26 protein-coding genes are annotated in these 26,148 nt (G+C 74.8%); 14 read left to right on the top strand and 12 right to left on the bottom strand.

Annotation, left to right across the window (positions count from 1 at the left end; all coding sequences use genetic code 11):
- The first annotated feature begins 58 nt into the window (after positions 1-58).
- From ACGFSC_RS31545 to manA, 4 genes are all read left to right on the top strand, one after another.
- On the top strand, positions 59-1,315 hold the full coding sequence (locus ACGFSC_RS31545; RefSeq protein WP_359904777.1) for a glycosyl hydrolase: 1,257 nt from the start codon (positions 59-61) through the stop codon (positions 1,313-1,315).
- 44 nt (positions 1,316-1,359) lie between these two features.
- Complete coding sequence (locus tag ACGFSC_RS31540) at positions 1,360-4,401, top strand: glycoside hydrolase family 38 C-terminal domain-containing protein (protein ID WP_359904779.1); 3,042 nt, start codon at positions 1,360-1,362, stop codon at positions 4,399-4,401.
- 66 nt (positions 4,402-4,467) lie between these two features.
- A complete protein-coding gene (locus ACGFSC_RS31535) occupies positions 4,468-5,400 on the top strand; it encodes an ROK family protein (protein WP_359904782.1) in 933 nt (310 codons plus the stop codon).
- 20 nt (positions 5,401-5,420) lie between these two features.
- Positions 5,421-6,764, top strand: a complete 1,344-nt coding sequence (gene manA, locus ACGFSC_RS31530; protein WP_359904785.1) for a mannose-6-phosphate isomerase, class I — start codon at positions 5,421-5,423, stop codon at positions 6,762-6,764.
- Between the two features lie 43 nt (positions 6,765-6,807).
- Here manA and ACGFSC_RS31525 read toward each other — a convergent pair whose 3' ends face one another.
- The 6 genes from ACGFSC_RS31525 to ACGFSC_RS31500 form a co-directional block, all read right to left on the bottom strand.
- Positions 6,808-7,203: a DUF2267 domain-containing protein gene (locus ACGFSC_RS31525; protein ID WP_359904788.1), complete on the bottom strand. Its 396-nt coding sequence runs from the start codon at positions 7,201-7,203 to the stop codon at positions 6,808-6,810.
- A 367-nt stretch (positions 7,204-7,570) separates the two neighbouring features.
- Positions 7,571-8,197, bottom strand: a complete 627-nt coding sequence (locus ACGFSC_RS31520) for an acyl-CoA thioesterase (RefSeq protein WP_392864287.1) — start codon at positions 8,195-8,197, stop codon at positions 7,571-7,573.
- A gap of 17 nt (positions 8,198-8,214) precedes the next feature.
- Positions 8,215-8,520, bottom strand: a complete 306-nt coding sequence (locus ACGFSC_RS31515; RefSeq protein ID WP_359904794.1) for a hypothetical protein — start codon at positions 8,518-8,520, stop codon at positions 8,215-8,217.
- A gap of 263 nt (positions 8,521-8,783) precedes the next feature.
- Positions 8,784-9,746 (bottom strand): DUF6528 family protein, encoded by a 963-nt coding sequence (locus tag ACGFSC_RS31510; protein ID WP_359904797.1) that lies wholly within the window; start codon positions 9,744-9,746, stop codon positions 8,784-8,786.
- Positions 9,747-10,060: 314 nt separating this feature from the next.
- A complete protein-coding gene (locus ACGFSC_RS31505) occupies positions 10,061-11,449 on the bottom strand; it encodes an FAD-binding oxidoreductase (RefSeq protein ID WP_359904800.1) in 1,389 nt (462 codons plus the stop codon).
- A 107-nt stretch (positions 11,450-11,556) separates the two neighbouring features.
- Positions 11,557-12,054, bottom strand: a complete 498-nt coding sequence (locus ACGFSC_RS31500) for a flavoprotein (RefSeq protein WP_359904803.1) — start codon at positions 12,052-12,054, stop codon at positions 11,557-11,559.
- 56 nt (positions 12,055-12,110) lie between these two features.
- On the opposite strand from ACGFSC_RS31500, the gene ACGFSC_RS31495 reads away from it, so the two are divergent.
- The gene (locus tag ACGFSC_RS31495) at positions 12,111-12,740 is read left to right on the top strand and encodes an HAD family hydrolase (protein ID WP_359904806.1); all 630 of its coding nucleotides are present in this window, start codon (positions 12,111-12,113) and stop codon (positions 12,738-12,740) included.
- Between the two features lie 100 nt (positions 12,741-12,840).
- On the opposite strand, the gene ACGFSC_RS31490 is transcribed toward ACGFSC_RS31495, so the two are convergent.
- On the bottom strand, positions 12,841-14,253 hold the full coding sequence (locus tag ACGFSC_RS31490; protein WP_359904808.1) for a hypothetical protein: 1,413 nt from the start codon (positions 14,251-14,253) through the stop codon (positions 12,841-12,843).
- 354 nt (positions 14,254-14,607) lie between these two features.
- On the opposite strand from ACGFSC_RS31490, the gene ACGFSC_RS31485 reads away from it, so the two are divergent.
- Entirely contained in the window at positions 14,608-14,871 is a 264-nt protein-coding gene (locus ACGFSC_RS31485) for a hypothetical protein (RefSeq protein ID WP_359904810.1), read from the top strand.
- A 52-nt stretch (positions 14,872-14,923) separates the two neighbouring features.
- Here ACGFSC_RS31485 and ACGFSC_RS31480 read toward each other — a convergent pair whose 3' ends face one another.
- Positions 14,924-15,415, bottom strand: coding sequence for a hypothetical protein (locus ACGFSC_RS31480; RefSeq protein ID WP_359904813.1), 492 nt, complete (start codon positions 15,413-15,415; stop codon positions 14,924-14,926).
- 208 nt (positions 15,416-15,623) lie between these two features.
- Positions 15,624-16,568: an FAD-dependent oxidoreductase gene (locus tag ACGFSC_RS31475; RefSeq protein WP_359904815.1), complete on the bottom strand. Its 945-nt coding sequence runs from the start codon at positions 16,566-16,568 to the stop codon at positions 15,624-15,626.
- Positions 16,569-16,695: 127 nt separating this feature from the next.
- On the opposite strand from ACGFSC_RS31475, the gene ACGFSC_RS31470 reads away from it, so the two are divergent.
- Positions 16,696-17,640 (top strand): LysR substrate-binding domain-containing protein, encoded by a 945-nt coding sequence (locus ACGFSC_RS31470; protein WP_359904817.1) that lies wholly within the window; start codon positions 16,696-16,698, stop codon positions 17,638-17,640.
- A 136-nt stretch (positions 17,641-17,776) separates the two neighbouring features.
- Here ACGFSC_RS31470 and ACGFSC_RS31465 read toward each other — a convergent pair whose 3' ends face one another.
- Entirely contained in the window at positions 17,777-18,262 is a 486-nt protein-coding gene (locus tag ACGFSC_RS31465; protein ID WP_359904819.1) for a cysteine/serine endopeptidase inhibitor, read from the bottom strand.
- A gap of 274 nt (positions 18,263-18,536) precedes the next feature.
- On the opposite strand from ACGFSC_RS31465, the gene ACGFSC_RS31460 reads away from it, so the two are divergent.
- From ACGFSC_RS31460 to ACGFSC_RS31450, 3 genes are all read left to right on the top strand, one after another.
- Positions 18,537-18,728, top strand: a complete 192-nt coding sequence (locus ACGFSC_RS31460) for a hypothetical protein (protein ID WP_359904821.1) — start codon at positions 18,537-18,539, stop codon at positions 18,726-18,728.
- 147 nt (positions 18,729-18,875) lie between these two features.
- Positions 18,876-19,529 (top strand): 4'-phosphopantetheinyl transferase superfamily protein, encoded by a 654-nt coding sequence (locus tag ACGFSC_RS31455; protein ID WP_359904823.1) that lies wholly within the window; start codon positions 18,876-18,878, stop codon positions 19,527-19,529.
- A gap of 150 nt (positions 19,530-19,679) precedes the next feature.
- On the top strand, positions 19,680-20,063 hold the full coding sequence (locus tag ACGFSC_RS31450; protein WP_359904826.1) for a barstar family protein: 384 nt from the start codon (positions 19,680-19,682) through the stop codon (positions 20,061-20,063).
- 65 nt (positions 20,064-20,128) lie between these two features.
- On the opposite strand, the gene ACGFSC_RS31445 is transcribed toward ACGFSC_RS31450, so the two are convergent.
- Positions 20,129-21,097 (bottom strand): polysaccharide deacetylase family protein, encoded by a 969-nt coding sequence (locus tag ACGFSC_RS31445; protein WP_359904829.1) that lies wholly within the window; start codon positions 21,095-21,097, stop codon positions 20,129-20,131.
- Between the two features lie 204 nt (positions 21,098-21,301).
- Here ACGFSC_RS31445 and ACGFSC_RS31440 point away from each other — a divergent pair, with 204 nt between their 5' ends.
- Together ACGFSC_RS31440 and ACGFSC_RS31435 are read left to right on the top strand one after the other, a co-directional pair.
- Positions 21,302-22,999, top strand: a complete 1,698-nt coding sequence (locus tag ACGFSC_RS31440; protein ID WP_359904832.1) for a CehA/McbA family metallohydrolase — start codon at positions 21,302-21,304, stop codon at positions 22,997-22,999.
- A 296-nt stretch (positions 23,000-23,295) separates the two neighbouring features.
- Positions 23,296-23,790, top strand: a complete 495-nt coding sequence (locus tag ACGFSC_RS31435) for an ATP-binding protein (RefSeq protein ID WP_359904835.1) — start codon at positions 23,296-23,298, stop codon at positions 23,788-23,790.
- Between the two features lie 57 nt (positions 23,791-23,847).
- On the opposite strand, the gene ACGFSC_RS31430 is transcribed toward ACGFSC_RS31435, so the two are convergent.
- The gene (locus ACGFSC_RS31430; RefSeq protein ID WP_380353898.1) at positions 23,848-24,306 is read right to left on the bottom strand and encodes a DinB family protein; all 459 of its coding nucleotides are present in this window, start codon (positions 24,304-24,306) and stop codon (positions 23,848-23,850) included.
- A 245-nt stretch (positions 24,307-24,551) separates the two neighbouring features.
- On the opposite strand from ACGFSC_RS31430, the gene ACGFSC_RS31425 reads away from it, so the two are divergent.
- Entirely contained in the window at positions 24,552-25,139 is a 588-nt protein-coding gene (locus ACGFSC_RS31425; RefSeq protein WP_359904837.1) for a carboxymuconolactone decarboxylase family protein, read from the top strand.
- On the top strand, positions 25,136-26,002 hold the full coding sequence (locus ACGFSC_RS31420; RefSeq protein ID WP_359904840.1) for an RNA polymerase sigma-70 factor: 867 nt from the start codon (positions 25,136-25,138) through the stop codon (positions 26,000-26,002). Before ACGFSC_RS31425 ends, ACGFSC_RS31420 begins: the two co-directional genes overlap by 4 nt.
- Positions 26,003-26,148: the final 146 nt, after the last annotated feature.

The raw sequence follows: 26,148 nt of genomic DNA, 5'->3' as shown, positions 1-26,148 counted from the left end.
CCCGCCCCAGGGATGGCCCACCGTCCGTACGCCCCGAACCCGTTGAGGAAGCTCTCCGATGGCCACCGCCCCCCGCTTCGGCGTCAACTACACCCCCAGCGCCGGCTGGTTCCACCACTGGCTCGACTTCGACCTCGACGCCGTGCGCGCCGACTTCGACTCCATCGCCGCCCTCGGCCTGGACCACGTCCGGGTCTTCCCGCTCTGGCCGGTCTTCCAGCCCAACCGCACCCTGATCCGTCCGCGCGCCGTCGAGCAGCTGACGGCCCTGGTGGACGCGGCCGGCGAGCGCGGACTGGACGTCGCCGTGGACGGCCTGCAGGGCCACCTGTCCAGCTTCGACTTCCTCCCGTCCTGGACGCGGACCTGGCACCGGCGCAACATCTTCACCGACCCCGAGGTGCTCGACGGCCAGGCCGCCTACCTGCGCACCCTCGCCGGGGCGCTGCACGAGCGGCCCAACTTCCTCGGAATGACGCTCGGCAACGAGATCAACCAGTTCTCCGGCGCCCCGCACCCCGACCCGGACCGGGCCACCCCCGCCGAGGCGGAGGCCTGGCTGCGCCGGATGCTCGACGCCTGCGAGCAGGGCGCCCCCGGCCGGCTGCACCTGCACGCCTCGTACGACGCGGCCTGGTACCTGGACGAGCACCCGTTCACGCCCTGGCACTCGGCCCGGATCGGCGCCGCGACGGCCGTGCACTCCTGGGTGTTCAACGGCACCGCCCAGCGCTACGGCGCGCACTCCACCGCCACCGCGCAGCACGCCGCGTACCTGGTCGAGCTGTCCAAGGCCTGGGCGGACGACCCGGCCCGCCCGGTCTGGCTGCAGGAGGTCGGCGCGCCCGCCCCGCACATCACGGCCGAGGACGCCGCGCGCTTCACCGGCGCCACCGTGGAGGCCGTCCTGGACTGCCCGGACGTGTGGGGCGTCACCTGGTGGTGCTCGCACGACGTGGACCGCTCGCTCGCCGACTTCCCCGAACTGGAGTACAGCCTCGGCCTGTTGACCACCGACCGGAGGGTCAAGCCGGCCGGTGCCCGGCTCGCCGAGGCAGCCGCCGAGGCCCGCCGGTCCTGGCAGCCGCCGAAGCCGCGCAGCACCGCCGTGGTGGTCGCCACCGGCGACGAGGTCACCTCGCCCGGCCGCTCGGTCTGCGGCCCCGGCGGTTCGGCGTACGAGGCGTTCATGCGCCTCGCCGAGGCGGGCGCCCGCCCGACCGCGGTCCTCGCCGAGCGCGCCGAGGACCGCGTCCACCTCGCCGCGCGCGGCATCACCGAGGTGGTCCACCCCTGCGACGTACGTTCTCTCTGACCGCGACCCAGCCCGCAACCCAGCCCGCAACGGAGCCCGCTGACATGCACGATGACCGCACCCTGGTCGAGTCCCGCCTCAAGCGCGTCCTGGACGAGCGCATTCGCCCGGCCGTGTACCCCGAGTCCGTCCCGCTGGAGGTCGGCATCTGGACGGCCCCCGGCGAGCCCGTCCCGGTCGCCGAGGGCCTGGCCGCTCCGCGCACCCCGATCGCGGTGGGCGACGCCTGGGGCGCGCCCTGGGGCACCAGCTGGATCACCGTGACCGGTACCGTCCCCGAGGCCTGGGCCGGGCGCACCGTCGAGGCGCTGATCGACCTCGGTTTCGACGCCAACATGCCCGGCTTCCAGTGCGAGGGCCTGGTCTACCGCCCGGACGGCTCCCCGGTGAAGGGCCTCAACCCGCAGAACCAGTGGGTGCGGATCGCCGCCCCGGCGGCCGGCGGCGAACAGGTGCTGCTGCACGTCGAGGCCGCCTCCAACCCCGTCATCCTGGACTACCACCCGTTCCTGCCCACCGAGTTGGGCGACAAGGAGACGTCCGGCGACCAGCCGCAGTACAAGCTGGCCCGGATGGACCTGGCCGTCTTCGACGAGACGGTCTGGCAGCTGGTGCTGGACCTGGAGGTGCTCGGCGAGCTGATGGCCGAGCTGCCGGTGGAGGGCGCCCGCCGCTGGGACATCCTGCGCGCGGTCGAGCGGGCGCTCGACGCCGTCGACCTCCAGGACGTCAACGGCACTGCCGCGGCCGCCCGTTCGCAGCTCGAAGCGGTGCTGGCCGCGCCCGCCGTGCCCTCCGCGCACCGGATCAGCGCGATCGGTCACGCGCACATCGACTCGGCCTGGCTCTGGCCGCTGCGCGAGACCGTCCGCAAGGTGGCCCGCACCACCGCCAACATGACGGCGCTGCTGGAGGACGAGCCGGACTTCCGCTACACCATGTCCCAGGCCCAGCAGTTCGCCTGGATCAAGGAGCACCGCCCCGAGGTGTACGCGCGGGTGCGGAAGGCCGTCGCCGAGGGCCGGTTCGTCCCGGCGGGCGGCATGTGGGTGGAGTCCGACACCAACATGCCGAGCTCGGAGGCGATGGCCCGGCAGTTCGTGCACGGCAAGCGGTTCTTCCTGGACGAGTTCGGGGTGGAGAACCACGAGGCCTGGCTGCCGGACACCTTCGGCTTCACCGGCGGCCTGCCGCAGATCATCCGCAACGCCGGCTCCAAGTGGCTGCTGACGCAGAAGATCTCGTGGAGCCAGATCAACAAGTTCCCGCACCACACCTTCCTCTGGGAGGGCATCGACGGGACCAGGATCTTCACCCACTTCCCGCCGGTGGACACCTACAACTGCTCGATGAAGGGCAGCGAGATCGCCCACGCGGCGAAGAACTTCAAGGACAAGGGCGTCGCCCGGCACTCGCTCGCCCCGACCGGCTGGGGCGACGGCGGCGGCGGCACGACGCGCGAGATGGTCGCCAAGGCGGCCCGGATGAACGACCTGGAGGGCTCGGCCACCGTCCGCTGGGAGAACCCCGCCGAGTTCTTCGCCAAGGCGGAGGCCGAGTACCCGAACCCGCCGGTCTGGGTCGGCGAGCTCTACCTGGAGCTGCACCGGGCCACCCTGACCAGCCAGGCGAAGACCAAGCAGGGCAACCGGCGCAGCGAGAACCTGCTGCGCGAGGCCGAACTCTGGTGCGCCACCGCCACCTTGCGCACCGGCGCGGCTTACCCGTACGAGCAGCTGGACCGGATCTGGAAGACCGTGCTGCTGCACCAGTTCCACGACATCCTGCCCGGCTCGTCCATCGCCTGGGTGCACCGCGAGGCCGAGGCGACGTACGCGGCGCTGGCCGGCGAGCTGGAGGGGCTGATCGGCGCGGCCCAGCAGGCACTGGCCGGGGCGCCCTCGGGCGGGCGCGAGCTGGTGTTCAACGCGGCGCCGCACGCCCGCTCGGCGGTGCCGGGCGGCGGGGCCGGCGCCACCGCCCCGCCGAGCGGCACCTGCGAGGCCGTCGAGCGCGCCGAGGGCGGCTTCACGCTGCGCAACGGCCTGCTGGAGGTCGTCGTGGACGCGGACGGGCTGATCGCCTCGGTGGTCGAGCTCGCGACCGGCCGGGAGACCGTCGCCCCCGGCAGCCGGGCCAACCTGCTCCAGCTGCACCCCGACTTCCCCAACATGTGGGACGCCTGGGACGTGGACCAGTTCTACCGCAACACCGTCACCGACCTGACCGGCGTGGACTCGCTCACCGCCACCGCGTCCCCCGCCGCGACCTCGGCGCGGATCACCCGCTCCTTCGGCTCCTCCACCGTCGTCCAGACCCTCACCCTGCCGGCCGGCGAACAGCGCGTGGACATCGACACCGAGGTCGACTGGCACGAGACCGAGAAGTTCCTCAAGACCGCCTTCCCGCTCGACGTCCACACCGAGCGCTACGCCGCCGAGACCCAGTTCGGCCACCTCTACCGGCCCACCCACACCAACACCAGCTGGGACGCCGCCAAGTTCGAGGCGTGCAACCACCGCTTCGTCCACTTCGACGAGCCCGGCTGGGGCGTCGCCCTGGTCACCGCCTCCACCTACGGCCACGACGTCACCCGCACCGTGCGCCCCGACGACGGCGGCACCACGACCACGGTCCGCTTCTCGCTGCTGCGCGCCCCGCGCTTCCCCGACCCGAGGACCGACCAGGGCCTGCACCGCTTCCGGCACGCCCTGGTGCCCGGCGCGGCGATCGGCGACGCCGTCCGCGAGGGCTACCGGATCGGCCTGCCCGAGCGGCGGGTCACCGGCAGCGCCGAGCAGGTCGCGCCGCTGGTGGAGCTGGACAACGACGCCCTGGTGGTGAGCGCCGTCAAGCTCGCCGACGACCGCAGCGGGGACCTGATCGTCCGGGTCTACGAGGCCGGCGGCGGCCGCGCCCGGGGCAGGCTGACCACCTCCTTCCCGCTGGCCGGCGCCGTCCCCTGCGACCTGCTGGAGCGGCCCTGGGACGGCACCCGCGGCGAGGTGTCCGTCGAGGACGGCGCGGTGCGCCTCGCGCTGCGCCCGTTCGAGCTGGTCACCCTGCGGCTGCGGGCGACGGCCTGACGTCTACGCTGTTCGGCGCCCCGGCCCCTCGGCCGGGGCGCCGCCCCCTACTTCCTGGAGCCCACCGTGCCGCTCACCCCGCTGTTCGCCGCCCTCGACATCGGCGGCACCAAGATCGCCGGGGCACTGGTCGACGCCGACGGACGGCTGCGGCACCGGCTCCAGCTGCCCACCCCGGCCGCCGAGCCGGGCGCGGCCGTGCTCGCCGTGGTGCACCGGGTGCTGGACGAACTCTCCGGCACGGCCGACTGGGCCGCCGTGACGGCCGTCGGGATCGGCAGCGCCGGCCCGGTCGACCTCGCCGACGGCACCGTCAGCCCGGTCAACATCCCCGGCTGGCGCGGTTTCCCGCTGGTCGCCGAGGTCGCCGCGCACCCCGCGGTGGCAGCGCGCACACTGCCCGTCCGCCTCGCCGGGGACGGCGTCGCGATGGCCGCCGCCGAGCACTGGCAGGGCGCGGCCCGGGGTGCCGGCAACGCGCTCTGCCTGGTGGTGTCGACCGGGGTCGGCGCCGGACTGGTCCTCGACGGCGCGGTCCGCCCCGGCCCCAGCGGCAACGCCGGCCACCTCGGGCACATCACCGTCGACCTGGACGGCGAACCCTGCCCGTGCGGCTCGCGCGGCTGTCTGGAGGGCCTCGCCAGCGGCACCGCCATCGCCCGCCGGGCACTCGCCCAGGGCTGGCAGCCGGTGGACGGCGACCGGACGGCCCGCGCCGTCGCCGCCTCCGCCGCCGCGGGCGACCCCGTCGCGCTCGCCTCCTTCGACCGCGCCGCCCAGGCGCTGGCCGCCGGGATCGCCGCCACGGCCGCCCTGGTGGACCTCTCCCGGGTCGTCGTCGGCGGCGGCGTGGCCGGCGCCGGGGACGTGCTGTTCACCCCGCTCGCCCGCCACCTGGACCGCTACGCCGCCCTCTCGTACATCCGCGGCCTGGACGTGCGCCGCGCCGAACTCGGCACCGACGCCGGGCTGATCGGCGCGGCCGCCCTCTGCCGCTGAGCCTCCCCGGAGCCGACCGCATGCCGCCGACCGCCCTTCCGCCACCCGCTTCGCCTCGGCCCGCTCTCCCGCCGTTCGCCCTCCTGCGCAACCCCGTCCGCCGCTACGCCTGGGGCTCGCCCACCGCGATCCCCGCGCTCACCGGCCTCGCGCCCGACGGCGGCCCGCAGGCCGAACTCTGGCTGGGCGCCCACCCGTCGGCGCCGTCCCTGCTGTCCGGCCTCGGCGGCGACAGCGCCGGTGCCGGTGCCGGTGTCGGTGTCGGTGTCGGTGTCGGTGTCGGTGTCGGAGAGCAGCCGCTGGACCGGCTGATCGCGGCCGACCCGGAAGGCCTGCTCGGACCGGACACCGTACGGCGGTTCGGCCCGGAGCTGCCGTTCCTGTTCAAGGTGCTGGCCGCCGACCGGGCGCTCTCCCTCCAGGTGCACCCCACCCGCGCCCAGGCCGAGGCAGGGTACGCGGCGGAGCAGGCCCGGGGCATCCCGGCGGACGCGCCGGAGCGGGTGTTCAAGGACCGCGGGCACAAGCCCGAACTCATCTGCGCACTCGGCGACTTCGAGGCCCTCTGCGGCTTCCGGCCCATCGCCGCCACCGCCCGGCTGCTGGACGCGCTCGGTGTGCTGTCCCCCTGGGCCGCCGCCCTGCGCGCCCGGCCCGCCGAGGCCGTGCTGCCCGAGCTGCTGCGCTCCGGGCCGCGCGCCTCCGGCGGCGAACTCGCCGCCGTCACCGAGGCCCTGCGCCGCACGGCGGCCGCCGGTGGACCGTACGGCGCGAGCTGCGCCGCGTACGCCCGCCTCGCCGAGGAGTACCCCGGTGACCGGGGACTGCTCGCCGCGCTGCTGCTCAACCACGTCCGGCTCGCGGCCGGGCAGGCGCTGTTCCTGGACGCCGGGGTTCCGCACGCCTACCTGCATGGCGTGGGCGTGGAGTTGATGGCCAACTCGGACAACGTGCTGCGCTGCGGGCTCACCCCCAAGCACGTCGACGTGGACGGTCTGCTGGCGGTCACGTCCTTCCGGCCCGGGGAGCCGGAGGTGCTGGTGCCGCGCCGGCTCGGGGACGACTCCGGCTCCGGCTCCGGCCCGAGTGGTGGAACAGGCACCGGAACCGGCGTCGAGGAGGTCTTCCCCTCCCCCGCCGAGGAGTTCAGGCTCTCCCGCCTGCGCCCCGGCCCGGCCGCCGCCCGGATCGACCTCCCCACCCCGCAGATCCTGCTCTGCGTCTCCGGGCAGGCCCGGCTGCGAACGCCCGGCGGTGCCGAACTCCCCCTTGCGGCGGGCGCGTCGGCCTACCTGCGCCCCGGCGCCGGGCCGGTCGAACTGACCGGCCCGGGCGCGGAGCTGTTCCGGGCCACCACGGGGTAGCGGCACCCGAGGGCCGCCCGGCCGGGAGCCCGAGAGACCCGCCCTAAGCCGGTGCCGGGTGGCCGAACAGCAGGTCGTAGCCGTCCGGGAGTTGCTCGATCACCTGGTCCAGCAACTCCCCGGGGACCAGGTCGGCGACCGTGCTGAGCACGGCCCCGATGTCCCACTGCACCGTCGCCGGGGTCGCCCCGTCGATCCACCCCACCACGGCCTGCACGAAGCGGTCGGCGGTCAGCGGCTCGGCCGCGGGCACGGCGTCGCGCAGCAGCGAGGCGTAGCCGACGGGCAGCGCATCGGCGAGTTCGATCCGCGCGGACCCCACCAGGTGCTCACCGAGCAGGGCCAGTACGACCCGGGCGGCGTGATCCGCCTCGGCCTCGCCCCGGTACTCGCCGCGCTCCACGACGCGGGCGAGGAAGTCCTCCCAGGAGATGGTCATCGCGTCCTCCTTCCGGTCGGCGGGCTCCGGCCGGACCGGCGGCCTGCTCACCCCGGGCCAGGAGGGGGATCGCAGCCCGTGACCACCGTGGGACGTACCGGTGCCCGTGCTGCTCAGCGTAACTCGCCCCGGCGCCTTCGGAACCGGCCTTCCGCCGTGGACCCGCGGAACCGTGCCTGCGGACGGCCGGGACACCCGGCCGCCGGGGCTCCGGAACGCTCCGGAACGCTAAGGGGCGCAGGGGAGGGCCAGAGGACGCGGGGAGGGCCTGGGACGCGGGGAGGAGCCGGGACGCCGTGCGGTGGGGATGGCCGGCCCCGGCGGATCGGCGCCGTCGTCGATCACGCCGCCGGCCCGCGGCGGGGGCTCACCCCGCCGAGGCGTGGCACCGCCTGCGCGGCCGTCGGGAGGGCGCCATCGCACCGGCGGCCGCGCCGCCCGGTACGCGCTGCGCCGGGGTCGTCGCGGTCACCGCCGCCGCGGCCACCGTCGTGGCGGCACCCACCACCGCCGGGGCCGTCACCGTCGCCGGGGCCGTCACCGTGGTCGCCGCGGTCACCGTCGTGGCCGCCAGGGCCGCCTGGGCGCGGGCCGCGTCCGCCATAAACGCCGAGAGAAAGATCCGCTCGGCCGGGCTCAGCGCCCGCGAGCGGCCGGATTCGCGGTCCCGCGCGACCACCACGGTCCGCGCCCGCATAAAGGTGAGCCGATCCCGGCAGACATTCACCTCGACCTGCACCGAACTGCGCCCCAGCCGTTCCACGGTGAGTCGCACCGACAGCGGCTCGGGCCGGTGGTGCAACTGCTCCAGGTAGTCGATCTCGTGCCTCGCGATAATGAATCCGGAGGCGAACAGCGATTCCCTCACCGCGGTTTCGTGGTGACGGAACAGGTCGTAAATCCCCTCCTGGACGTAGCCGACCAGACGGGCGTTGTTGATGTGCCCGTTCTCGTCGACGTCGCTCCACCGGGTCGGGCAGGACAGCACGTGCACGCCCGGCTGCACCGCGTTCACGGCCGGGTCAGCCCGGCACCGGCGGGGAGCAGCGCGCGCTGCAACCTGGCGTAGTAGCCGGAGTGTTCGGCCGCCATCCGGGCCGCGGTCCACCCTTCTTCGGCGGCCTCGGCGGCGGCCTGGACGACGAGGCTGTCCAGCACCGCGTCGACCGCGCGGCACAGATCGTGAACGGCGGCGAGCCGCTCGGTCACATCGGCCCCGCTTCCGGCGTTCCGGGACGGGAAGGCGGCCAGTGATTCCATCGCGAGCTGGAGATCGTCCACTCCGTCCGGCCGGTTTTCCGCAGGGAAATTCCGCATGTTTTTCTCCATGACTCATTCGGCCGTTACGGCCCAGTAGCTAGCGTTCGATTGCACCGGATCGGTGTCGACCCCCCGACCCCAAGACGCTATCCCAGCCGACCGGGGGCGACGGATGGTTTGCGGACCGCGACGGGAAACTGACCCCCATCGGAGTAGTTTGTCGGTGTACACAATATGCCCCATCAGCCGAATGCCGTCCGCATTTCGGGTGGTATCTCCGACGCGCGCCCCGAGATCGGCGCCCCGCAGTCCAAAGTCTGCTACCAGCCACTCCACCACCTCGCCTTGTACAGGTGCGTGCCGCGCAGCGACCGCGCCCCGTCGGGCCGGTGCAGGGTGATCACCGAGGTGCACCAGTCGCACGGAGCGGCGTGCTCGGGCGCCACCGTGAGCAGCCGGCCGGTGCCGGGCTCGTCACCGACGCTCTTGACGTCCCGCTCGGCGGCCGGATCGGCCAGGTGCACGGCGGTGAAGCGGTCGGCGGCCGGGTCGAAGCGCCACAGGCCGGCCGTCGTGGTCACCCAGAACTGCCCCGGAGCCGCCAGGACACCCGCCAGGTCGTGCCCGCCGTGCCCCGGCAACGGGCTGCTGCGCACCGCGGCGAGAGTGGGCGCGGCCGGGGTACCGCCCACCCTCAGCGCGTTCAGCGACGTGTCGCCGAGCACCCAGAGCAGGCCGCTCCGCCCGTCCCAGTGCACCCCGTGCGCGCCGGGCAGCGGGAACTCCGCGTACGCGGCGGCCCGCGGGCCCTGCGAGGCCGCGTACAGCCGCACCCAGCCGCCCGTGCTCGCCGCCACCGCCACGTTGCCGTCCGGCAGCAGCTCGATGCTGTGCGGGTTGACTGACGTCCCCAGGTCCGCCGCCCAGTGGACGCGGCCCACGGTGGTCTCCACGACGGCGGCCAGCCCGCCGGAGGCCGTCGTCAGCAGGTAGCGGCGCCCCTGCCGGACACGGGACTTCGCCTCGTCCGGGTTCGTCCAGCTGCGCGCGGGCGTCAGATCCGCCAACTCCGGTGCCCGGTCGGCACTCCAGCCCCAGACCACCGGCAGCCGGTCCGGCCCGCGGTAGGCCATCAGCTCCTCGGCGCTCTGCAGCACCAGCACGCTCCGCGAGGCCTGGTCGACGACCGCCACCTGTCGGCCCGGCGACCTGGCCCACGCGCCGCTCCCGGGCACGCAGAGCAGCAGGGCGACCGCAAGGGCCGGCAGGGTTCTCCTCAGCACGCCTTCACCGTCGGTGCTGCGGGCCGACTCCGCTCGGCGGCACGTCCGAACGGGCCATCGACGCGGCGGCCGCGGGCCGGGCGACGCCGTCGGCGGATCCGGCTCGTTCACTGTCATCCGCACATCCTGGCCGGGCGACGGCACCGGTGGCCGGCGCCACACGGTCCGGCACGCCGGGCCGTCAACCGGGCGCTGACCGCGCTCCTCAGCGCCCGGTCGACGGGCCGGTGTTCGGCGGCCCGTGCGGCGGCGCCCCGGTGTCCGGCGGCTCGGCGCCCGGGGTCCCGACGTCCGGCGGCTGGTCGTCCGACGGCTCAGCGCCCGGCGACCACGTCCGCGACCCGGGCGATCGGCGAGGTGGTGGCCCGCCCGTCCGCCTCCTGCCGGTCGGCGGCGTGGTACGCGGCGTACATCGCGTGCACGCCCAGCCAGCGCAGCGGCTCCGGCTCCCAACGCCGTACGGTGTGGCCGACCCACGGCAGCCGGGTCAGCTCGGTGTCCCGGCCGAGCACCAGGTCCCGCAGGGTGCGGCCGGCCAGGTTGGTGGTGGTCACCCCGCTGCCGACGTACCCGCCCGCCCAGCCGAGCCCGCTCACCCGGTCCAGCTCGACGGTGGCGCACCAGTCCCGGGGCACGCCGAGCACGCCCGCCCAGGCGTGGTCGATCCGGGCCTGCGCGGCGGCCGGGAAGAACCGGTCGAGGATCCGGCGCAGCTGGCGCACCGTCTCCACCTGGGTGCTGCCGTCCGAGTCCGTCCGCGAGCCGAACCGGTACGGCACTCCCCGCCCGCCGAGCGCGATCCGGTCGTCGGCGGTGCGCTGGGCGTACATGTACGCGTGCGCGAAGTCGCCCAGCAGCTCCCGGCCCTGCCAGCCGGCCTCCGCCCAGAACCCGGCCGGCAGCGGCTCGGTGGCGACCATCGCGGAGTTCATCGGCAGCCAGGTGCGCTTCTCACCGCGCAGCCCGGCGGTGAACCCCTCGGTGGCGCGCAGCACATGGTCGGCGGTGACGGTCCCGCGCGGGGTGACGGCGCGGGGCTTGCGGTAGCCGGAGCCGGGCAGGATCGCGGTGACCGCCGTACCCTCGTACACCTCGACGCCCAACTCCCGTACGGTGCGCGCGAGTCCGCGGGCCAGTCGGGCGGGCTGGATGCGGGCGCCGTACCGGGTCCAGCAGCCGCCGAGGGTGCCGGCGACGTCGATCCGCTCCCTCGCCTCCTTCTCGCCGAGCAGCTCGACGCGTCCCTCGCCGTAGGCCCGCTCGCCCTCGACATGGGCCCGGAGGCGCTCCAACTGCGGCTTGCTGCGGGCGACTTCGAGGACCCCTCCGCGGACGACGTCCGCCTCGATCCCCTCGGCCTCCGCTACGCCGACGACCTCCCCGACCGCCTCGTCCATCACCCGCTGCATCGCCGCCGCGCGCTGCTGCCCGTACTTCCTGGCGAACGCGCCGCGGCCCGCGAAGCCGTTGTACAGCCAGCCGCCGTTGCGCCCGGAGGCGCCGTAGCCGCAGAAGCGCCGTTCGAGGACGGCGATCCGCAGGCCGGGGTCGGCCTTCTTCAGGTAGTAGGCGGTCCACAGTCCGGTGTACCCGCCGCCGACGACGCACACGTCGACGTCCCGGTCCCCCGGCAGCCCGGGACCCGCCCCGGGCACTCCGTCCGCCGCGTACCAGAACGACACCCCGCCGTTGACCGCCGCCACCGGAAACCTCCCACACCCTCGCCGACCTGCCCGGACGCTACCTCCGCGGGTCCGCCGCGGGCCACCCCTCACAGTGCAAGGATCGCCGCCGCCGATCAGCCACCCTGTCAGTCCCGCAGCAGGTCCAGGGCGCGCGTCCAGCTGTACGATCCCGGCGTGAAGTCCGCGATCCGCACCCCCATCCGCCGCAGCTTCGCCAGGCTCTCCCGGTAGGCCGGGTGCGCCGCCTGAGCCGCGCTCAGGCAGGGCTGCACGGCGACCGGGACGCCCCAGCCGTACGACTCGCAGAGGATGCCGAGGGCGAGGGTGTCCGAGATGCCCAGGGCCCACTTGTTGATCGAGTTGAAGGTGGCCGGGGCGACGACGATCGCGTCCGGGTCCGGCAGCGGCCGCGGCTCCCCCGGCCTGCGCCAGGCCGAACGGATCGGGTACCCCGTCCGCGCGGCGATCGCGTCGGCGTCGACGAGCGCCATGGCGTTCGGCGTCGCCACCACCCCGACGTCCCAGTTCCGCTCCTGCGCGGCGGAGATCAGCTCCCCCACCCCGCCCGCGACCCCCGCCGCGCACACCACGACGTACAGCACCGGCTTCCTGTCCTCGGACACCCTCGGAATCCCCACGCTCGACCCACCTGCGGACCCCAGAACAGTAAGCTGCCCGCATGGTCCGCTCCGTGGTGTTCGACATCGGCGAAACCCTGGTCTCCGACACCCGCTACTGGGTCGGCTGGGCCCGCTGGCTCGGCGTGCCGACCCACACGATGTCCGCCCTCGTCGGCGCGGTGGTGGCCCGGGGCCGGGACAACTCCGACGCCGTCCGCGTCCTGCGCCCCGGTGTCGACATCGCCGCCGAGTGGCGCGCCCGGGAGGCCGCCGGCCACGGCGAGCACCTCGACGAGACGGACCTCTACCCCGACGTGCGGCCCGCCCTCCACCGCTTGCGCGACGCCGGCCTCTGGGTCGGCATCGCGGGCAACCAGAACGCGCCGGTCACCGGCCTGCTGACCGGGCTCACGCTCCCGGCGGACGCCATCGCCACCTCGGCGGACTGGGGCACCGCCAAGCCCTCCCCGGAGTTCTTCGACCGCGTGCTCGCCTGGGCCCCCGGCGACCCGCACGAGATCCTCTACGTCGGTGACCACCCCGCCAACGACATCACCCCGGCCCGGGCGGCGGGCCTGCGAACCGCCCACCTCCGCCGGGGCCACATCGGCCTCACGACCCGGGCCCCCGAGGCGGACTGGACGGTCGACTCGCTGACCGCCCTCGCCGACCTCCTCACGGGGCGGTAGCGGCCACGGGCCTCCCGCGGCCGTCGCACGCCACGTCCGAACCGGTCCGCACCGGGCCCGTCCCCTCGCGATGGCGGAGGCGGGCCCGTCCCCATGAGCCTCAGGCCAGGATCCGGACGGGCGGGGCGATGGAGGGCGGGGAGCACCGGGGCGTGGTGGCGCAGACGGTGAGCGGTCTCGGGTGGGGGCCGTCGAGGATCCGGACGGACCAGAGCACCGGGTAACTTCCGCCGCAGATAGAGCAGTTCGGGCGGGGCGGGGCCGCCGGCACCGGAGGCACGCCGGGCGGCATCGGGGGCACGCCGGGCGGCGGGGTCGGCGGGACGAGTGGCTGGGTCGGCGGGACGAGCGGGGGCGGCGGGGTGCCGGCCCACCCGGGGAGGTCCGGGGCGAGGGCCTGGAAGTCGTGGCCGCACTCGGAGCAGGTGTCGAGGACGGACTCGGTGCGCATGTCGCCGCAGCTCGGGCAGAAGGTGACCGGCTGCTCGTCGGCGGCGGTGCTCTCGCAGCGCACGCAGACGAAGTCGGGGTCGATCCTGGACCGTTGGAAGATCGACCCGAAGATCAGGAAGGGATTGGGCTCGCCGTCCTTCTCGTACGTCGTCTGCACGACGGAGGCGATCAGCTTGAGGCGGTTCTTGCGCTGCCGCAGCCGCTTGAGGTCCAGGTTCACCACCTTGGTCTGCCGGCAGGCGCGGCAGGTGCAGAGCGTGCGGACGGGCAGCCGCGAGCGGATGCCGAACTGGCGGTGCAGGAAGTCGAAGGCCGGGCGGTCCGCCTCGGTGACGGCCACCTCCACCGAGCCGAACCCGCCCGCACTGAGCCGGCCTTCCACCACGGCCGCCAACCGCGCGACGTCGGCCGCCAGCTGGTCCGGCACGCCCTCCGGCCGGCTGCCGATCATCACCGGGATCGCCAGCAGGGTTCGGGCGGTGGCCATGTCCATCGTGAGGTAGCCGGCCGGGGAGCGGAACACGATCCGCTCGATGCCCTCCCACAGCGCCGGGCCGGTGGAGCGGCGCCCGCCGGAGAGCCGCTCGGTGACGAGGGCGGCGACCCCGCCGACGAGGCGCTGCCCGGTCTCGTGGTGCCGGGCCAGCGTGTCGGCCCGGGGCCCGCCGGCCCACCACCGGGGCTGCGGGAAGCCCGCCCCGGCCGCCGGATCCAGGCCGGTGAGGGCCCGGTCGAGGGCGCCCAGCGTGACCTGGAAGGCGGCCACGTACGGGTCCTGGACACCCAGGGCGATCACCGAGACCGCCCGGTCCGAGAGGTGCAGGGACACCGCGGTGCGGTCGCCGTCGGCGGGTGCCATGTGGAGACGGGCCGTCACCGGCACCTGGTCGGGCAGCAGCATCGCCGAGCGGACGGCGGAGCCGCGCCGGGCCTCCACCACGGTGGCCATCTCCGAGGTGATCTGGAAGCCGAGCGAGCGCAGCGCGTCCACGGCGGCGACCCGGACGCGCCCGGTGTCGGCGTGCACACGGCGTTCGGCGTCGAGCGTGATCGAGGCCAAGGTTCCTCCGGAGGAAGGGAATTGGTGAGCGGAGGCGGGAGCGGAGCGATCCCGGCGCGCAACCGTAGCGAAAACACCGCGACGGGGTCCCCCGCTACGTGCACGTATTGACCGGACACCCGGCCGGACCTGCCCGCATGCCCGGCCCGGTGCAGCCGTCTCCCGACACCCGTACCGCCCCCTTGACCGCGGCGTTCCCGGTCGCGCTCGCCGACGACGCCGAGGCGGTTCTCGCCCTCATGCCCGCTTCGCGGCTCCGGCCCGCCGGCCCGTTCCCGGTCGTCGTCGAGGGCGAGCGGGCGACCGTCCCCGGGCGTCTCTACGCCGGTCGGCGAGTACGTCCTGGAGATCCTGGTGGACATCCGGGACGAGCTGCGCCCGCTCGCCGTGCCGGGCTCCCCCGGACGGCTCGCCTACGGGCGGTTCCTCGTCGACAACCCCGCCTTCTTCGCCCGCACGCAACGGCGGGTGGTGAGCTACTGGAGCTGCTGCCACCGCAGTACCCCCCGCGACTTCCGGGCCTATCCGGGCTCCACGGTCCTCGACCTCCTGCGGTCCGCCGCCTCCGACCGGGCGGGCCGCCCCTGGCCGGACCTCACGCCCTCGGGCACGGGGTGAGGTGGCGCGTCCCCGTCCTTCTCCCGGCGGACGGGGAGGCCGTGCCTACGACTCAGGGCGCGGCGTAGCGGGTGACGTTGGTGATCCGGCAGCTGACCTTGCCCGAAACCTGCGCCGTTCCCGGGGCCTTCTGCACGGCGGCCTGGTTCGGGGCGAGGTTGCTGGTCGCGGCGGCGCCCTCGGCGACGCGCGTGCCGGAGGTGTCGGTGAACTCCAGCTGCACGATGTAGTTGCTGCTCTTGCCGCTGTGGTTGGTGATCCTGACCTCGGCCTCGGGCATCTTCAGCACGTCGTTGATCGTGCACTTGGTGATCTCGGCGTCCTTGGCGGCGTCACCACCGCCGACCGGGGCCGCGGCCGGCGGTGCGGCCGCGGGGGCGGTGTCGCTTGCGGCGGGTGCCGCCGGGGCGGGGACACTCCCCGTGGTCGCGGCGACGACGGGAGCGGTGCTCCTGCTGCTGCTGGTGCTGAGGCTGGGATCGCAGGCCGCCAGGCCGAGAACGGTGGCGCCGGCGGCGAGCAGGGTGAGGGCGGTGCGACGCATTGGTTCCTCTGGGGCGTGGTGCGGGCAATGGGAGCGACCGTAGCGAGCCCGCACTGTTCGGTGCGGACCGTGTGATGGATCTGTGACCGGTCCGGGACCTACCCGTCGGTCAGGACCGAACAGGGCGGAGGAAGTCCGCAAATGCTTTCGAGCCCACGGTCGTTGACGAACCATCAGATCTTGCTTTGACCCCAAGGCCCGGCTCGCCTCAGTGCGGCTCCACCAGGGCCGCCGCGGCGTCGGCGCAACCCCAGCTGAGGGTGACGCCGGCGCCGCCGTGGCCGTAGTTGTGGACGACCCGGCCGCCCGGGTCGGCTTCGAGGCGGGGGCCGCCGTGGCGGGCGGGGCGCAGGCCGACGGCGTGGGCGAGGACGCGGGCGTCGCGGAGTTGCGGGATGCGGGCCGTGCAGCGGGCGAGGATGGCCTCGGCGGTGGCCGGGTCGGGTGCGGTGTTCCAGTCGTCCGGCTGGAAGGTGCCGCCGAGGACGACATCGGTGCTGCGGGGGTGGATGTAGGTGTAGCCGGCCGGGTCGTCCTGGATGCGGGTCGAGCTGGGCAGTCCGGGGTTGTGGACCAGGACGAGCTGACCGCGCACCGGGTGCACGGCCGGGTCGTCGCAGAGCTTCCGGGCGCCGAGCCCGGTGGCGTTGACCACCACGGGGGCCCGGTCCAGGGCCTGGTCGAGGGCATCGAGGCGGCGGTGGACGAGTTCGCCGCCGTTGTCGGTGAACCGGCCGAACAGCCAGGGCAGGTAGAGCGGCATCTCGACGGCGGGGGCGGTGAACGACCAGCCGTCCGCGCACTCCGGTCCTCGTTCGGCGGCCGTCAGCCGGCGCAGGTCGGGGACGGCGTCGCCCCACCAGGGCAGGCCTTCCGACTGCCGCTCGTGCTCCAGCATCCGGGTGCTGCGCATCGAGACGCCGGGTACGCCGTCCGCGGCCTGGCGGGCGAACTCGGCGAAGGCGGTCGCGGACCAGTCCGCCACCCGGCTGTCGGTGCCCGTGGCGACGGGGAACCAGACGGCCGCGGCCACCGCCGAGGTCGTCGACAGCAGGCCGTCGGCCGTCACCACGACGACCCGAAGTCCCTTCTCCTGCAGGCGGATCGCTGTGGTGAGCCCGATGATTCCGCTTCCGACCACGACGACGTCCATCGCGAACCCCTCCGTCCGAGGGCCGCCGACCCGATGTCGGCGGCCGCGTCCAGGTAAGCCGGTCGCGCCCGGTCCCGTCCAAGACCAGTTCTGTCCCCGGACGATAAGGCGCGCTTATCATCGCCGGATGGACAGGCGGACGGATCTGCGGACGGATCTCCGGATGGATCTGCGCCGGATGCGCTACTTCTCCGTACTGGCCGAGGAGTTGAACTTCACCCGGGCCGCCGGCCGGCTGCGGATCGCGCAGCCGGCGCTGAGCCAGCAGGTCAAGGCGCTGGAGCGGCAGCTGGGCGTGGAGCTGGTGGAACGCACCGGCAAGGGATGCGCGCTGACCCCGGTCGGGCGGGCGGTCGCGGAGGAGGCCCGGCGGGTGCTGCGGGAGGTGGCAGCGGCCGAGGAGCGGCTGGCGGCGGTGGTCCAGGGGCGGGAGGGGCGACTGCGGGTGGCGTACACCCGCTCCGCCCGGGGCGGGGTCTGCGACGCCCTGGTGACGGAGTTCCGCAACCGCTACCCCCGGCTGGACATCGCCCTGCAGACCGGCTGGACCTCGCACAACGTGGCCGAGCTGCTGGCCGGGCGGCTGGACGCGGCGTTCGTCCGGCCGCCCTTGGACGTCCCAGGGCTCGACTGCCGGATCATCGCCGAGGAGGAGCTGCTGCTCGCCGTGCCGGCGGGCCATCCGCTCGCCCGCACCCGGGCCCGGATCGGCCGGCACCGGATCGCGGACGAGCCGGTGGTGCTGTGGCCGAGGGAGAACGGGCCCGGGATGCACGCGTTGATCACCGAGCAGCTGTGGCCGGGCCGCTCGCCCCGGATCGTGCGGGAGGAGCCGGACGACGAGCAGTTGCTGCTGGCGGTGGCGGCGGGGTACGGCATCGCGCCGATCCCGGAGGGCCGGGCCCGGGTGTTCCGGATCCCCGGCGTCTGCCTGCGTCGGCTCACCGCCCCGGTGCCGACGGTCACCCTGGGGCTGGCCCACGATCCCCGGACGGCGCCGCCGGCCGTCCAGTTGCTGCTCGCGATGGCCCCGTCCCGTCCGACGCCGGGAGGGAGACCCGAACGGCCGTGATCCCGAACTCTGGGACTGCGGGAGCCGGGCCAACCAGTATTGGTGGCAAAGCATCTGATGGCTCGTCGACTTCCGGCGGCCCCGGTGCCCGCCCCCGCAACCGGGCGGGGGCGGGCACCGTCGTCGGAGGGCCGGTTCAGCCGATGGTGGAGCCGGTGATCGGGGCGGAGAGCTCGACGGTCTTGCCGTTCAGGCCGGTCTTGACGAACTGCCAGCTCAGGCCGGTGATGACGCCCTTGTCCAGCGGGGCCAGCTTGGCGAAGGCGGGCTGGCTGAGGTCGATGTGGGTGGAGTCGCAGGAGGGACACTGGTCCTTCACCGGGACGGTGATGGTCTTGCCCTGGTAGCTGACCTTGACCGAAATGCCCTTGCAGACCGGGTCGTTGTTGGGGTTGGCGGTGGTCCACCAGGTGTGCGAGACGGCGACCAGCATCTGGGTGGCGGCGTTGATCTGGGTGCCGCAGGCACCGTAGCCGGCGTCGTTGTAGTAGGTGGCCTTGCCGGTCATGGGCTTGTTGATCGGTATCGCGGCGCTGGCGGAGCCCGCGGTGAGGGCGATCAGGGCGGCTGCGGCGAGCGGGGCGCCCGCGAGGATCCTGAGGTTCTTGCCGATGGCGCGCATGGTTCGTTCCCTCCGGTTGCGGTGCAGGGCGTGGTCTGGCATGGGCATGACATGCGGAACTCGACACATTCGCACGACAGTTCACCAACCGAATGTCCGCCCTTGTGGAGGAAACGTATGCGCCCGCCCGCAAGGTGGTCCAGACCTCCACGATGTTGGCATGAACACAAGGCAAGCATCTTTACCAATACGGCCGAAGGGGCGAAGATGCGTGACCGCCCCGCCACGGACGGTGTTGACAGAACGTCACCCGCGTCCCCCGGAGGCCCCTCAGATGCGCACCTCGCTCGTCGCCCTGCTCCTCGGCACCGTCCTGCTCCCGACCACCGCGCCCGTCGCCGCCGGTGCGGCGCCCCGCGAGGTGAACCAGGGCTACAGCATCCCCGTCGCCGGCGTGACCGACCTCGGCGCGCTGCCCGTCCTCGGCAGCCTCGGGCTGGACTTCGCCCGCCTGCTCGGGCAGTAGCAACCCGGGCGGCGGCCGCCGCCTTCGAGCAGCCGGGCAGCCGGGCCGCCCGGCGATGGTCCCCGATCCCCCACCAAGATCCCCCCACCCGGGTTACCCTCGTCCCGCGCGGCGGCCCGGCCGCGCAGCCGACCGAGGGGGGAACGGATGATCGGGGACCTGCTGCCGGACGTCGTGGTGACCGAGGTGGCCTACGACGACCCGCCGGAGGCCCGGCTGGAGCCCGAGGAGGAGCCGGCCGTCGCCCGGGCCGTCGACAAGCGGCGCCGCGAGTTCACCACCGTCCGGCACTGCGCCCGGACCGCCCTCGCCCGGCTCGGCGTCCCGTACCGGCCGCTGGTCCCGGGCCTGCGCGGCGCACCGAGCTGGCCGGACGGCGTGGTCGGCAGCCTCACCCACTGCGACGGGTTCCGCGCGGCGGCCGTCGCCCGGGCCGGCACCCTCGCCTCCGTCGGCATCGACGCCGAGCCCGCGCTGCCGCTGCCGGAGGGCGTCGAGGAGACCGTCGCGCTGCCGGTCGAGCGGCAGCGGCTCGCCAAGCTGGCGGCCGAGCACCCGGGCGTCCCGTGGGACCGCATCCTGTTCAGCGCCAAGGAGTCGGTCTACAAGGCCTGGTTCCCGCTGACCCTGCTGTTCCTGGACTTCGACGAGGCCGAGCTGGACCTCTCCCCCGACGGCACCTTCACCGCCCGGCTGCTGGTCCCGGGCCCGGTGGTCGGCGGCCGCCGGATCGACGGCTTCGACGGGCGCTGGGCGGTCCGGGACGGGCTGCTCGCCACCGCGATCGCCGTCTCCCCCTGACGTCGCGCCGGGGTCGCGCCGGGAGACGCCACGGTCGCCCGGGCGTCTCCCGGGCGTCTCCTGCGCATCTCCTGGGCATCTCCCGAGCGGCCCCAGGCGTATCCCGGGCGGCCTCCTGAACCGCCGTCGGCGCGGCATATCCTCGACCCCGTGACGGTGACCTATGTGATCGACGGCAACGAGATCAAGACCCTGGACGACTTCTGGGACGTGGTCGGGCGGACCATCGGCGAGGACGGCTACTTCGGCCGCAACCTCGACGCCTTCGCCGACTGCCTGCGCGGCGGTTACGGCACGCCCGAGGACGGCGACTGGGTCATCGAGTGGCGCCGTCACGAGGTCTCCCGCCGCAACCTCGGCTACCCGGAGACGGTCCGCCGGCTGGAGCTGCGGCTGGCCCACGCCCACCCCACCAACCGGGCGCGCATCACCGCCGAGCTGGAAGCCGCCCGGGCGGGCCGGGGGCCGACGGTCTTCGACTGGCTGGTCCGGATCATCGAGGAGGAGCACCCGGGCGGCCTGCGCCTGGTCTGAGCCGCCCGCCCCGAGGCGCACGGCCCGCGGTGCGCGGCCCGCGGTGCGTACCCCGGCCCGCCCGGCTACAGCACCTCCGAGAGCCGGACGAAGCGCCGCCCCGCCGCCAGCAGTCCCGGCAGCGCCGCCGCCACCCCGGGGGCCGTGCCGCCGCCCGGGTGGTTCAGGTGGCCGATCACGATCGCGCCGGGCGGGGCGGAGGCGACCTCCTGCCGCACCTCGGCGGCCGGCAGCGTCGCCCCGCCGTCCCCGTTCACGGTGAAGCCCGCCACGCGCTGGCCCAGGTCGGCGACCACCCGGGTGGCGACGTCGTCGTAGTGCGCGGTGCCGGAGCGGAAGAACCGGGGCGGGTGCCCGAGCAGCTCCGTGAGCTTCCGGGCGTTGCCCGCCACCTCGTCGTACACCTCGCCGACGTCGCCCGTGCCGGCGATGCCGTAGGCGGAGCGGCCGGTGACCGAGAGCGGGCGGTGGACGGTGCCGTGGTTGCCGATCTCGAACAGCGGGTCGGCGGCGAGCTGCTCGAACTCGTCCGGGTTGGCGTCGATCCAGCGGGCGTTCAGGAAGAGCGTGGCCGGCACGCCGTGCGCCCGCAGGGCGTCGATCAGGTCGGCGTCGTAGCCGTTGCCGCGGGGGCCGCCACAGGCGTCGAAGGTGAGCGCCGTGGCGCTCTCGCCCTCCGGCAGCTCGGTGATCACCCCGGACACCTCCAGGCCCCACTCGCTCGGGGCCAGCGCGCCGTACCGCTCGACCGTCTCGGCCCGGGTCGGCTCGTGCGGGGGCTGCTTCGCGGGTTCCGACGCGGAGGTCGGCGCGGGTGTCGGCGCCGGCGTCGGATCCGGCCCGGGTGTCGACGCGGCGGCGGCCTCGGCGGGCCCGCCGGACGCCGTCACGAGCGGCGCAGCGGGCCCGGCAGACCCGGCGGGCCCGGCGGGCGGTATCGCGGAGGGCGAGCCGGTGCCCGACGTCCGGCCACCGCACCCCGCCAACGCGCCTCCGGCCACCACCATGAGCAGCGCCCGCCGGCTCACCGCCATGCCCGTCTCCCATCCGCGCGATTTCTCATATAAACCGATGACATGACTATGAACCGACCAATCGTCACTCCCCGCAACTCGCCCCGGCCCCCGCCAGGCCCCTCTTCACCGAGCCGCCCCGCCCCCGTGGGCCCCGACTCACCCCCGGTTCACCCGCCGGGGTAGGCACGCGAGCGACCCGCCCGCCCCGATCCGGAGGCCTCGATGCCGACCGACCCCAGCACCCCGCGCCCCGACCAGCCGACCTCCCGGCCCACCGACCCGCCGGCCCCGCAAGCGACGCCGCAACCGACCTCGCAGCCGGCCGCCCCGCCCACCGACCCGCCGGCCCCGCAGTCGGCCGCCGGGCCCGCCCGCCGTGACCTGCTCCGCACCGGACTGGCCACCGGCGCCGCCACCGCCCTCGGCCTCGCCGCCGCCACCGGCCGGGCGGACGCCGCCCCCGCCGACGGCCCCGGCGCCACTCCCCCCGACCGCACCCTCACCCTCACCGGCCACCTGCCCACCGGCGCCCCCGACTTCGTGTACCTCCCGGTCGAGGTCCCCGAGGGCGTCCGCGAGCTGGCCGTCTCCTACGGCTACGACAAGCCCCCGGTCCCGGCCGGCACCCCCGGCAACTCCTGCGACATCGGCCTCTTCGACGAGCGCGGCACCGACCTCGGCGGCCCCGGCTTCCGCGGCTGGTCCGGCGGCTTCCGCACCGCGTTCAGCCTCTCCCGCGGCGCCGCGACCCCCGGCTACCTCCCCGGCCCGATCAACCCCGGTACCTGGCACGTGGTCCTCGGCCCCTACCAGGTCGCCCCGCAGGGCCTGGAGTACCACGTCGAGGTCACCCTCCGGTTCGGCCCGCCCGGACCGCGGTTCACCCCGCACTACCCGGCGGAGCGGGCCCGCGGCCGCGGCCGGGCCTGGTACCGGGGCGACTGCCACCTGCACACCGTCCACTCCGACGGGCGGCGCAAGCCCGAGGAGGTGGCGGCCGGGGCGCGCGCGGCCGGCCTGGACTTCATCGTCTCGACCGACCACAACACCAGCGCCTCGCACGCCGTCTGGGGCCCGCTGGCCGGCCCCGACCTGCTGATCCTGCCGGGCGAGGAGATCACCACCCGCAACGGCCACTGGCTGGCCCTCGGCCTGGAGCCCGGCCAGTTCGTCGACTGGCGCTACCGCTCGCGCGACGAGGAGTACCCCCGCTTCGTCCGCCAGGTCCACCGGGCCGGCGGCCTGGTCGTGCCCGCGCACCCGTACTGCCCGTACGTCGCCTGCCAGTGGAAGTTCGGCTACGAGGAGGCCGACGCCGTCGAGGTGTGGAACGGCCCGTGGACGTACGACGACGAGTCGGCGGTGGACACCTGGGACGGCCGGCTCGCCGTCGCCCTGCGCGAGGGCCGCTCCTGGCTGCCCGCCCTGGGCAACAGCGACGCCCACAGCGAACCGCAGGTCATCGGCTCCCCCCACACCGTGGTGCTGGCCGAGGACCTCACCCGGGACGCGATCCTCGACGGGCTGCGCGCCGGACGCAGCTGGCTGGCCGAATCCTCGGCCGTCGAGGTGGACTTCACCGTGACCGGGCACGGCCGCCGGGTGGGCATCGGCGAGGAGCTGACCGTCCCGGCCGACGCCCCGCTGGACGTCCGGCTCACCGTCTCCGGCGTGCCCGGCGGGACGGTCCGCCTCCTCACCGACGAGGGGCAGATGCACCAGGAGTCGCTGCCCGCCGACGGCGCCGGCACCGTGGTCTGGCGCACCACCGCCTCGCTCGCCGCCTACGTCCGGGCCGAGGTGCGCCACCCGAAGGCGGACGGCACCCCGGGCAGGGGCAACGCGATGGGCCCGGACCTGCCCTGGGGCCCGATGGCGGCGCTCACCAACCCGATCGTGCTGCGCACCGGCGACCGGTAGGGGCCCTCGGCGGGCGCCCCGGCCGCCCGCCGGACCGTCACCGACCGACCACCGCCCCGCCACCGCCCGCTCGCCCACCGGTCCCCGATCGATCGGCGAGCACCCCTCCGACCCGCCCAGGAACCGGATGGGGGACGACTCGGGCCACCCGTTTGGACTAGGTTGATCCCCGAAACGCATCAGTCGTAGGGACGAGGCGGTCGGTTGTCCGGATATGGGCCGACCAGCTCCTTCGCACTCCGACCGCCCCGCCCCGGCTACCCGCCCGTCCCCGGCCCGCGAAGGGATCAGCAGCTGTGAACCGTACGACCGTAGGTGGGCCGGAGCTCGGGGGCGGCCTGGGCGCCGGGGGCGTCCTCGTCCTCGTCGACCCGGCCGGGGCCGGGGACAGCCCGGTCGCGGAGCTGCTCGCCCGGGAGCTGAACCCGAGCGTCCACCTGCGGACGGACGACTTCCTGCGGGTCATCCGCAGCGGCCAGCTCCCGCCCCACCTGCCCGAGGCCGGGCGCCAGAACGCCACCGCCCTGGCCGCGGCCGCCCAGGCCGCCTTCGCCTACGCCACCCGCGGCTACCAGGTCGTGGTGGAGGCCCCCGCCGTCCCGGCCACCCTCGACACCTTCCGCCGCGAGAGCCGCGCCACCGGCGCCGCCCTCCACTACGTCGTCCTCCGGCCCGGCCCGGCGCCCGAGGACGGCGCCCACAGCCTCGACACCACCGCCCTCACCCCCGAGGCCACCGCCGACTCCGTCCTCACCGCCCTCACCCGCCGCACCCACCTCCTCGGCTGGTAGGCCTCGGCCGGTCGGCCTCGACAGGTGCCCGGGGCCGTCGGTGGCCGCCGCCCCGCCCTACGCCCCCACCACGCCGTCGATCGCCTCGCGCAGGAAGTCGGCGTGCCCGTTGTGCCGGGCGTACTCGTGGATCAGGTGGAGCATCACCAGCCGCAGCGACACCTCGGCGTCCCACCGGGCCTGGTAGCCGGTGACGTCGAGGGAGTCGGCGGCGAGCTCGATGCGGCGGGAGTGCTCGACCTCGGCCTGCCAGGCGGCGAAGGCCTCGGCGCGGGTGGCGCCGGCGGGGTCGTACGCGGCCTGGTAGTCGCCGTCCCCGGACCAGACCAGCGGCAGGTCCTCGCCGTCGATCACCCGGCGGAACCAGGCGCGCTCGACCTCCGCCATGTGCCGGACCAGCCCGAGCAGGCTGAGCGTGGAGGGCGGGCTGGAGCGCAGGCGCAGCTGCTCGTCGGTCAGGCCCTCGCACTTCAGGGCGAGGGTCGCCCGGTGGAAGTCGAGGAAGCCGCGCAGCATCTCGCGCTCGCCGCCGGTCAGCGGCGGGGCGGGGCGGTCGTCGGGGATGTTCACGGTGTCGTTCTCCTCGCGGTGGTCGGAAATCCTCGCGGACTGTAGCGAACCGTCCGGCCCGTCCGAAGGTCATTTTTTTCCGTGCCCCGCACCCGGCTGTCACATCCGTGCGCCCTGCGGTGTCTTCATGCCCGGCAACACGGCAACACCACGACACGGCAACCGCCGAACCACCGACCCGGGAGGACACCATGGCACTGCGACTGCCGAAGGCCCAGCTGCCCGCCGAGCTGAGCGAGAACATGATCAAGGGTTTCGGGGCCGCCCTCGAACCCGTCGAGGCGATCTGGCACAACCCCGGCGTCGCCACCGCGAACCTGGACTTCTCCCGCCGGATCGCCGAGTGGGACGCGCTCGACGAGAGCCTCAAGTCCTTCGCCCACATGGCGGTGGCCGCGCAGGTCGGCTGCGGCTGGTGCCTGGACGTCGGCTACTTCCAGGCGCAGAACCGGGGCCTGGACCTCGCCAAGGCGAGCCAGGTGCCGAACTGGCGGGCCGCAGAGGTGTTCACGGCGCTGGAGCGCGAGGTGATGGAGTACGCCGAGGCCATGACCGTGACCCCGCCGGCCGTCACCGACGAACTGTACGACCGCCTGCTGGACCGGCTCGGCGCGGCGGCCATGGTCGAACTCACCGCCTACGTCGCCTTCGTCAACATGGCCACCAGGAACAACACCGCGAACGGCGTCCGCTCCCAGGGCTTCTCCGACGCCTGCGGGATCCCGCTGGCCCGGCGCACCGCCGTCGTCGACGACCCGGCCGGGGCGTCGCCGGCATGACCGAGGACCCCTTCGTCACCCACCGCGGCCTGCTCTTCACCGTCGCCTACGAGCTGCTCGGCTCCGCCGCCGACGCCGAGGACGTGCTGCAGGAGTCCTGGCTGCGGTGGGCCGGGGTCGACCGCGGGCAGGTGCACGACCCGCGTTCGTACCTCATCCGGATCGTCACCCGCCAGGGCCTCAACCGGCTGCGGACACTGTCCCGCCGACGCGAGCAGTACGTCGGCGAGTGGCTGCCGGAGCCGCTGCTCACCAGCCCCGACGTCGCCGAGGACGTGGAACTCGCCGAGAGCGTCTCGTTCGCGATGCTGACCGTCCTGGAGACCCTCGGGCCGACGGAACGGGCGGTGTTCGTGCTCCGCGAGGTCTTCGAGCTGCCGTACGAGGAGATCGCCGAGGCCCTCGGCAAGACCTCGGCCGCCGTACGGCAGGTCGCCCGGCGGGCCCGCGGGCACGTGGCCGCCCGGCGGCCCCGGGTGCGGGTGAGCCGCGACGAGCAGCAGCGGGTGGTGGAACGGTTCCTGGCGACCCTGCGCACCGGGCGGCTGCAGGACCTGATGGAGGTGCTGGCGCCGGACGTCGTCCTGATCGCCGACGGCGGCGGGATCGCGGCGGCCGTGACGGCCCCGGTGCACGGGGCCGAGGCGGTGGCGGCGCTGCTCGCGCGCACCGGGCGGCTGCCGATCGCCTTCGAGACCACCACGGTGTGGCTCAACGGCGCGCCGGCCGGGCGGATCGACATCGGCGGCGAGCCCTCGGTGGTGAGCCTCGCGGTGGAGGACGGCCGGATCACCCGCGTCTACATCGTGCGCAACCCGCGGAAGCTGACCCGGATCGACGCACCGGCCGACCTCGCCCGGTGACCGCCCCCGGTCGCGGGGGGGGGGGGGGGGGGCCCCCGCCGCCCCCCCCCCCCCCCCCCCCCCCCCCCCCCCCCCCCCCCCACCACCCACCCCCCCCCCCCCCCCCCCAACCCCCCCCCCCCCCCCCCCCCCACAACCCCAAAAAC

It is taken from the genome of Kitasatospora sp. NPDC048715, from assembly GCF_043198905.1.
In the GTDB taxonomy this organism is placed as follows: domain Bacteria; phylum Actinomycetota; class Actinomycetes; order Streptomycetales; family Streptomycetaceae; genus Kitasatospora; species Kitasatospora lactacystinica.
Note: the sequence above shows the minus strand (reverse complement) of the source record. Positions and strands in the feature narration are given on the sequence as shown.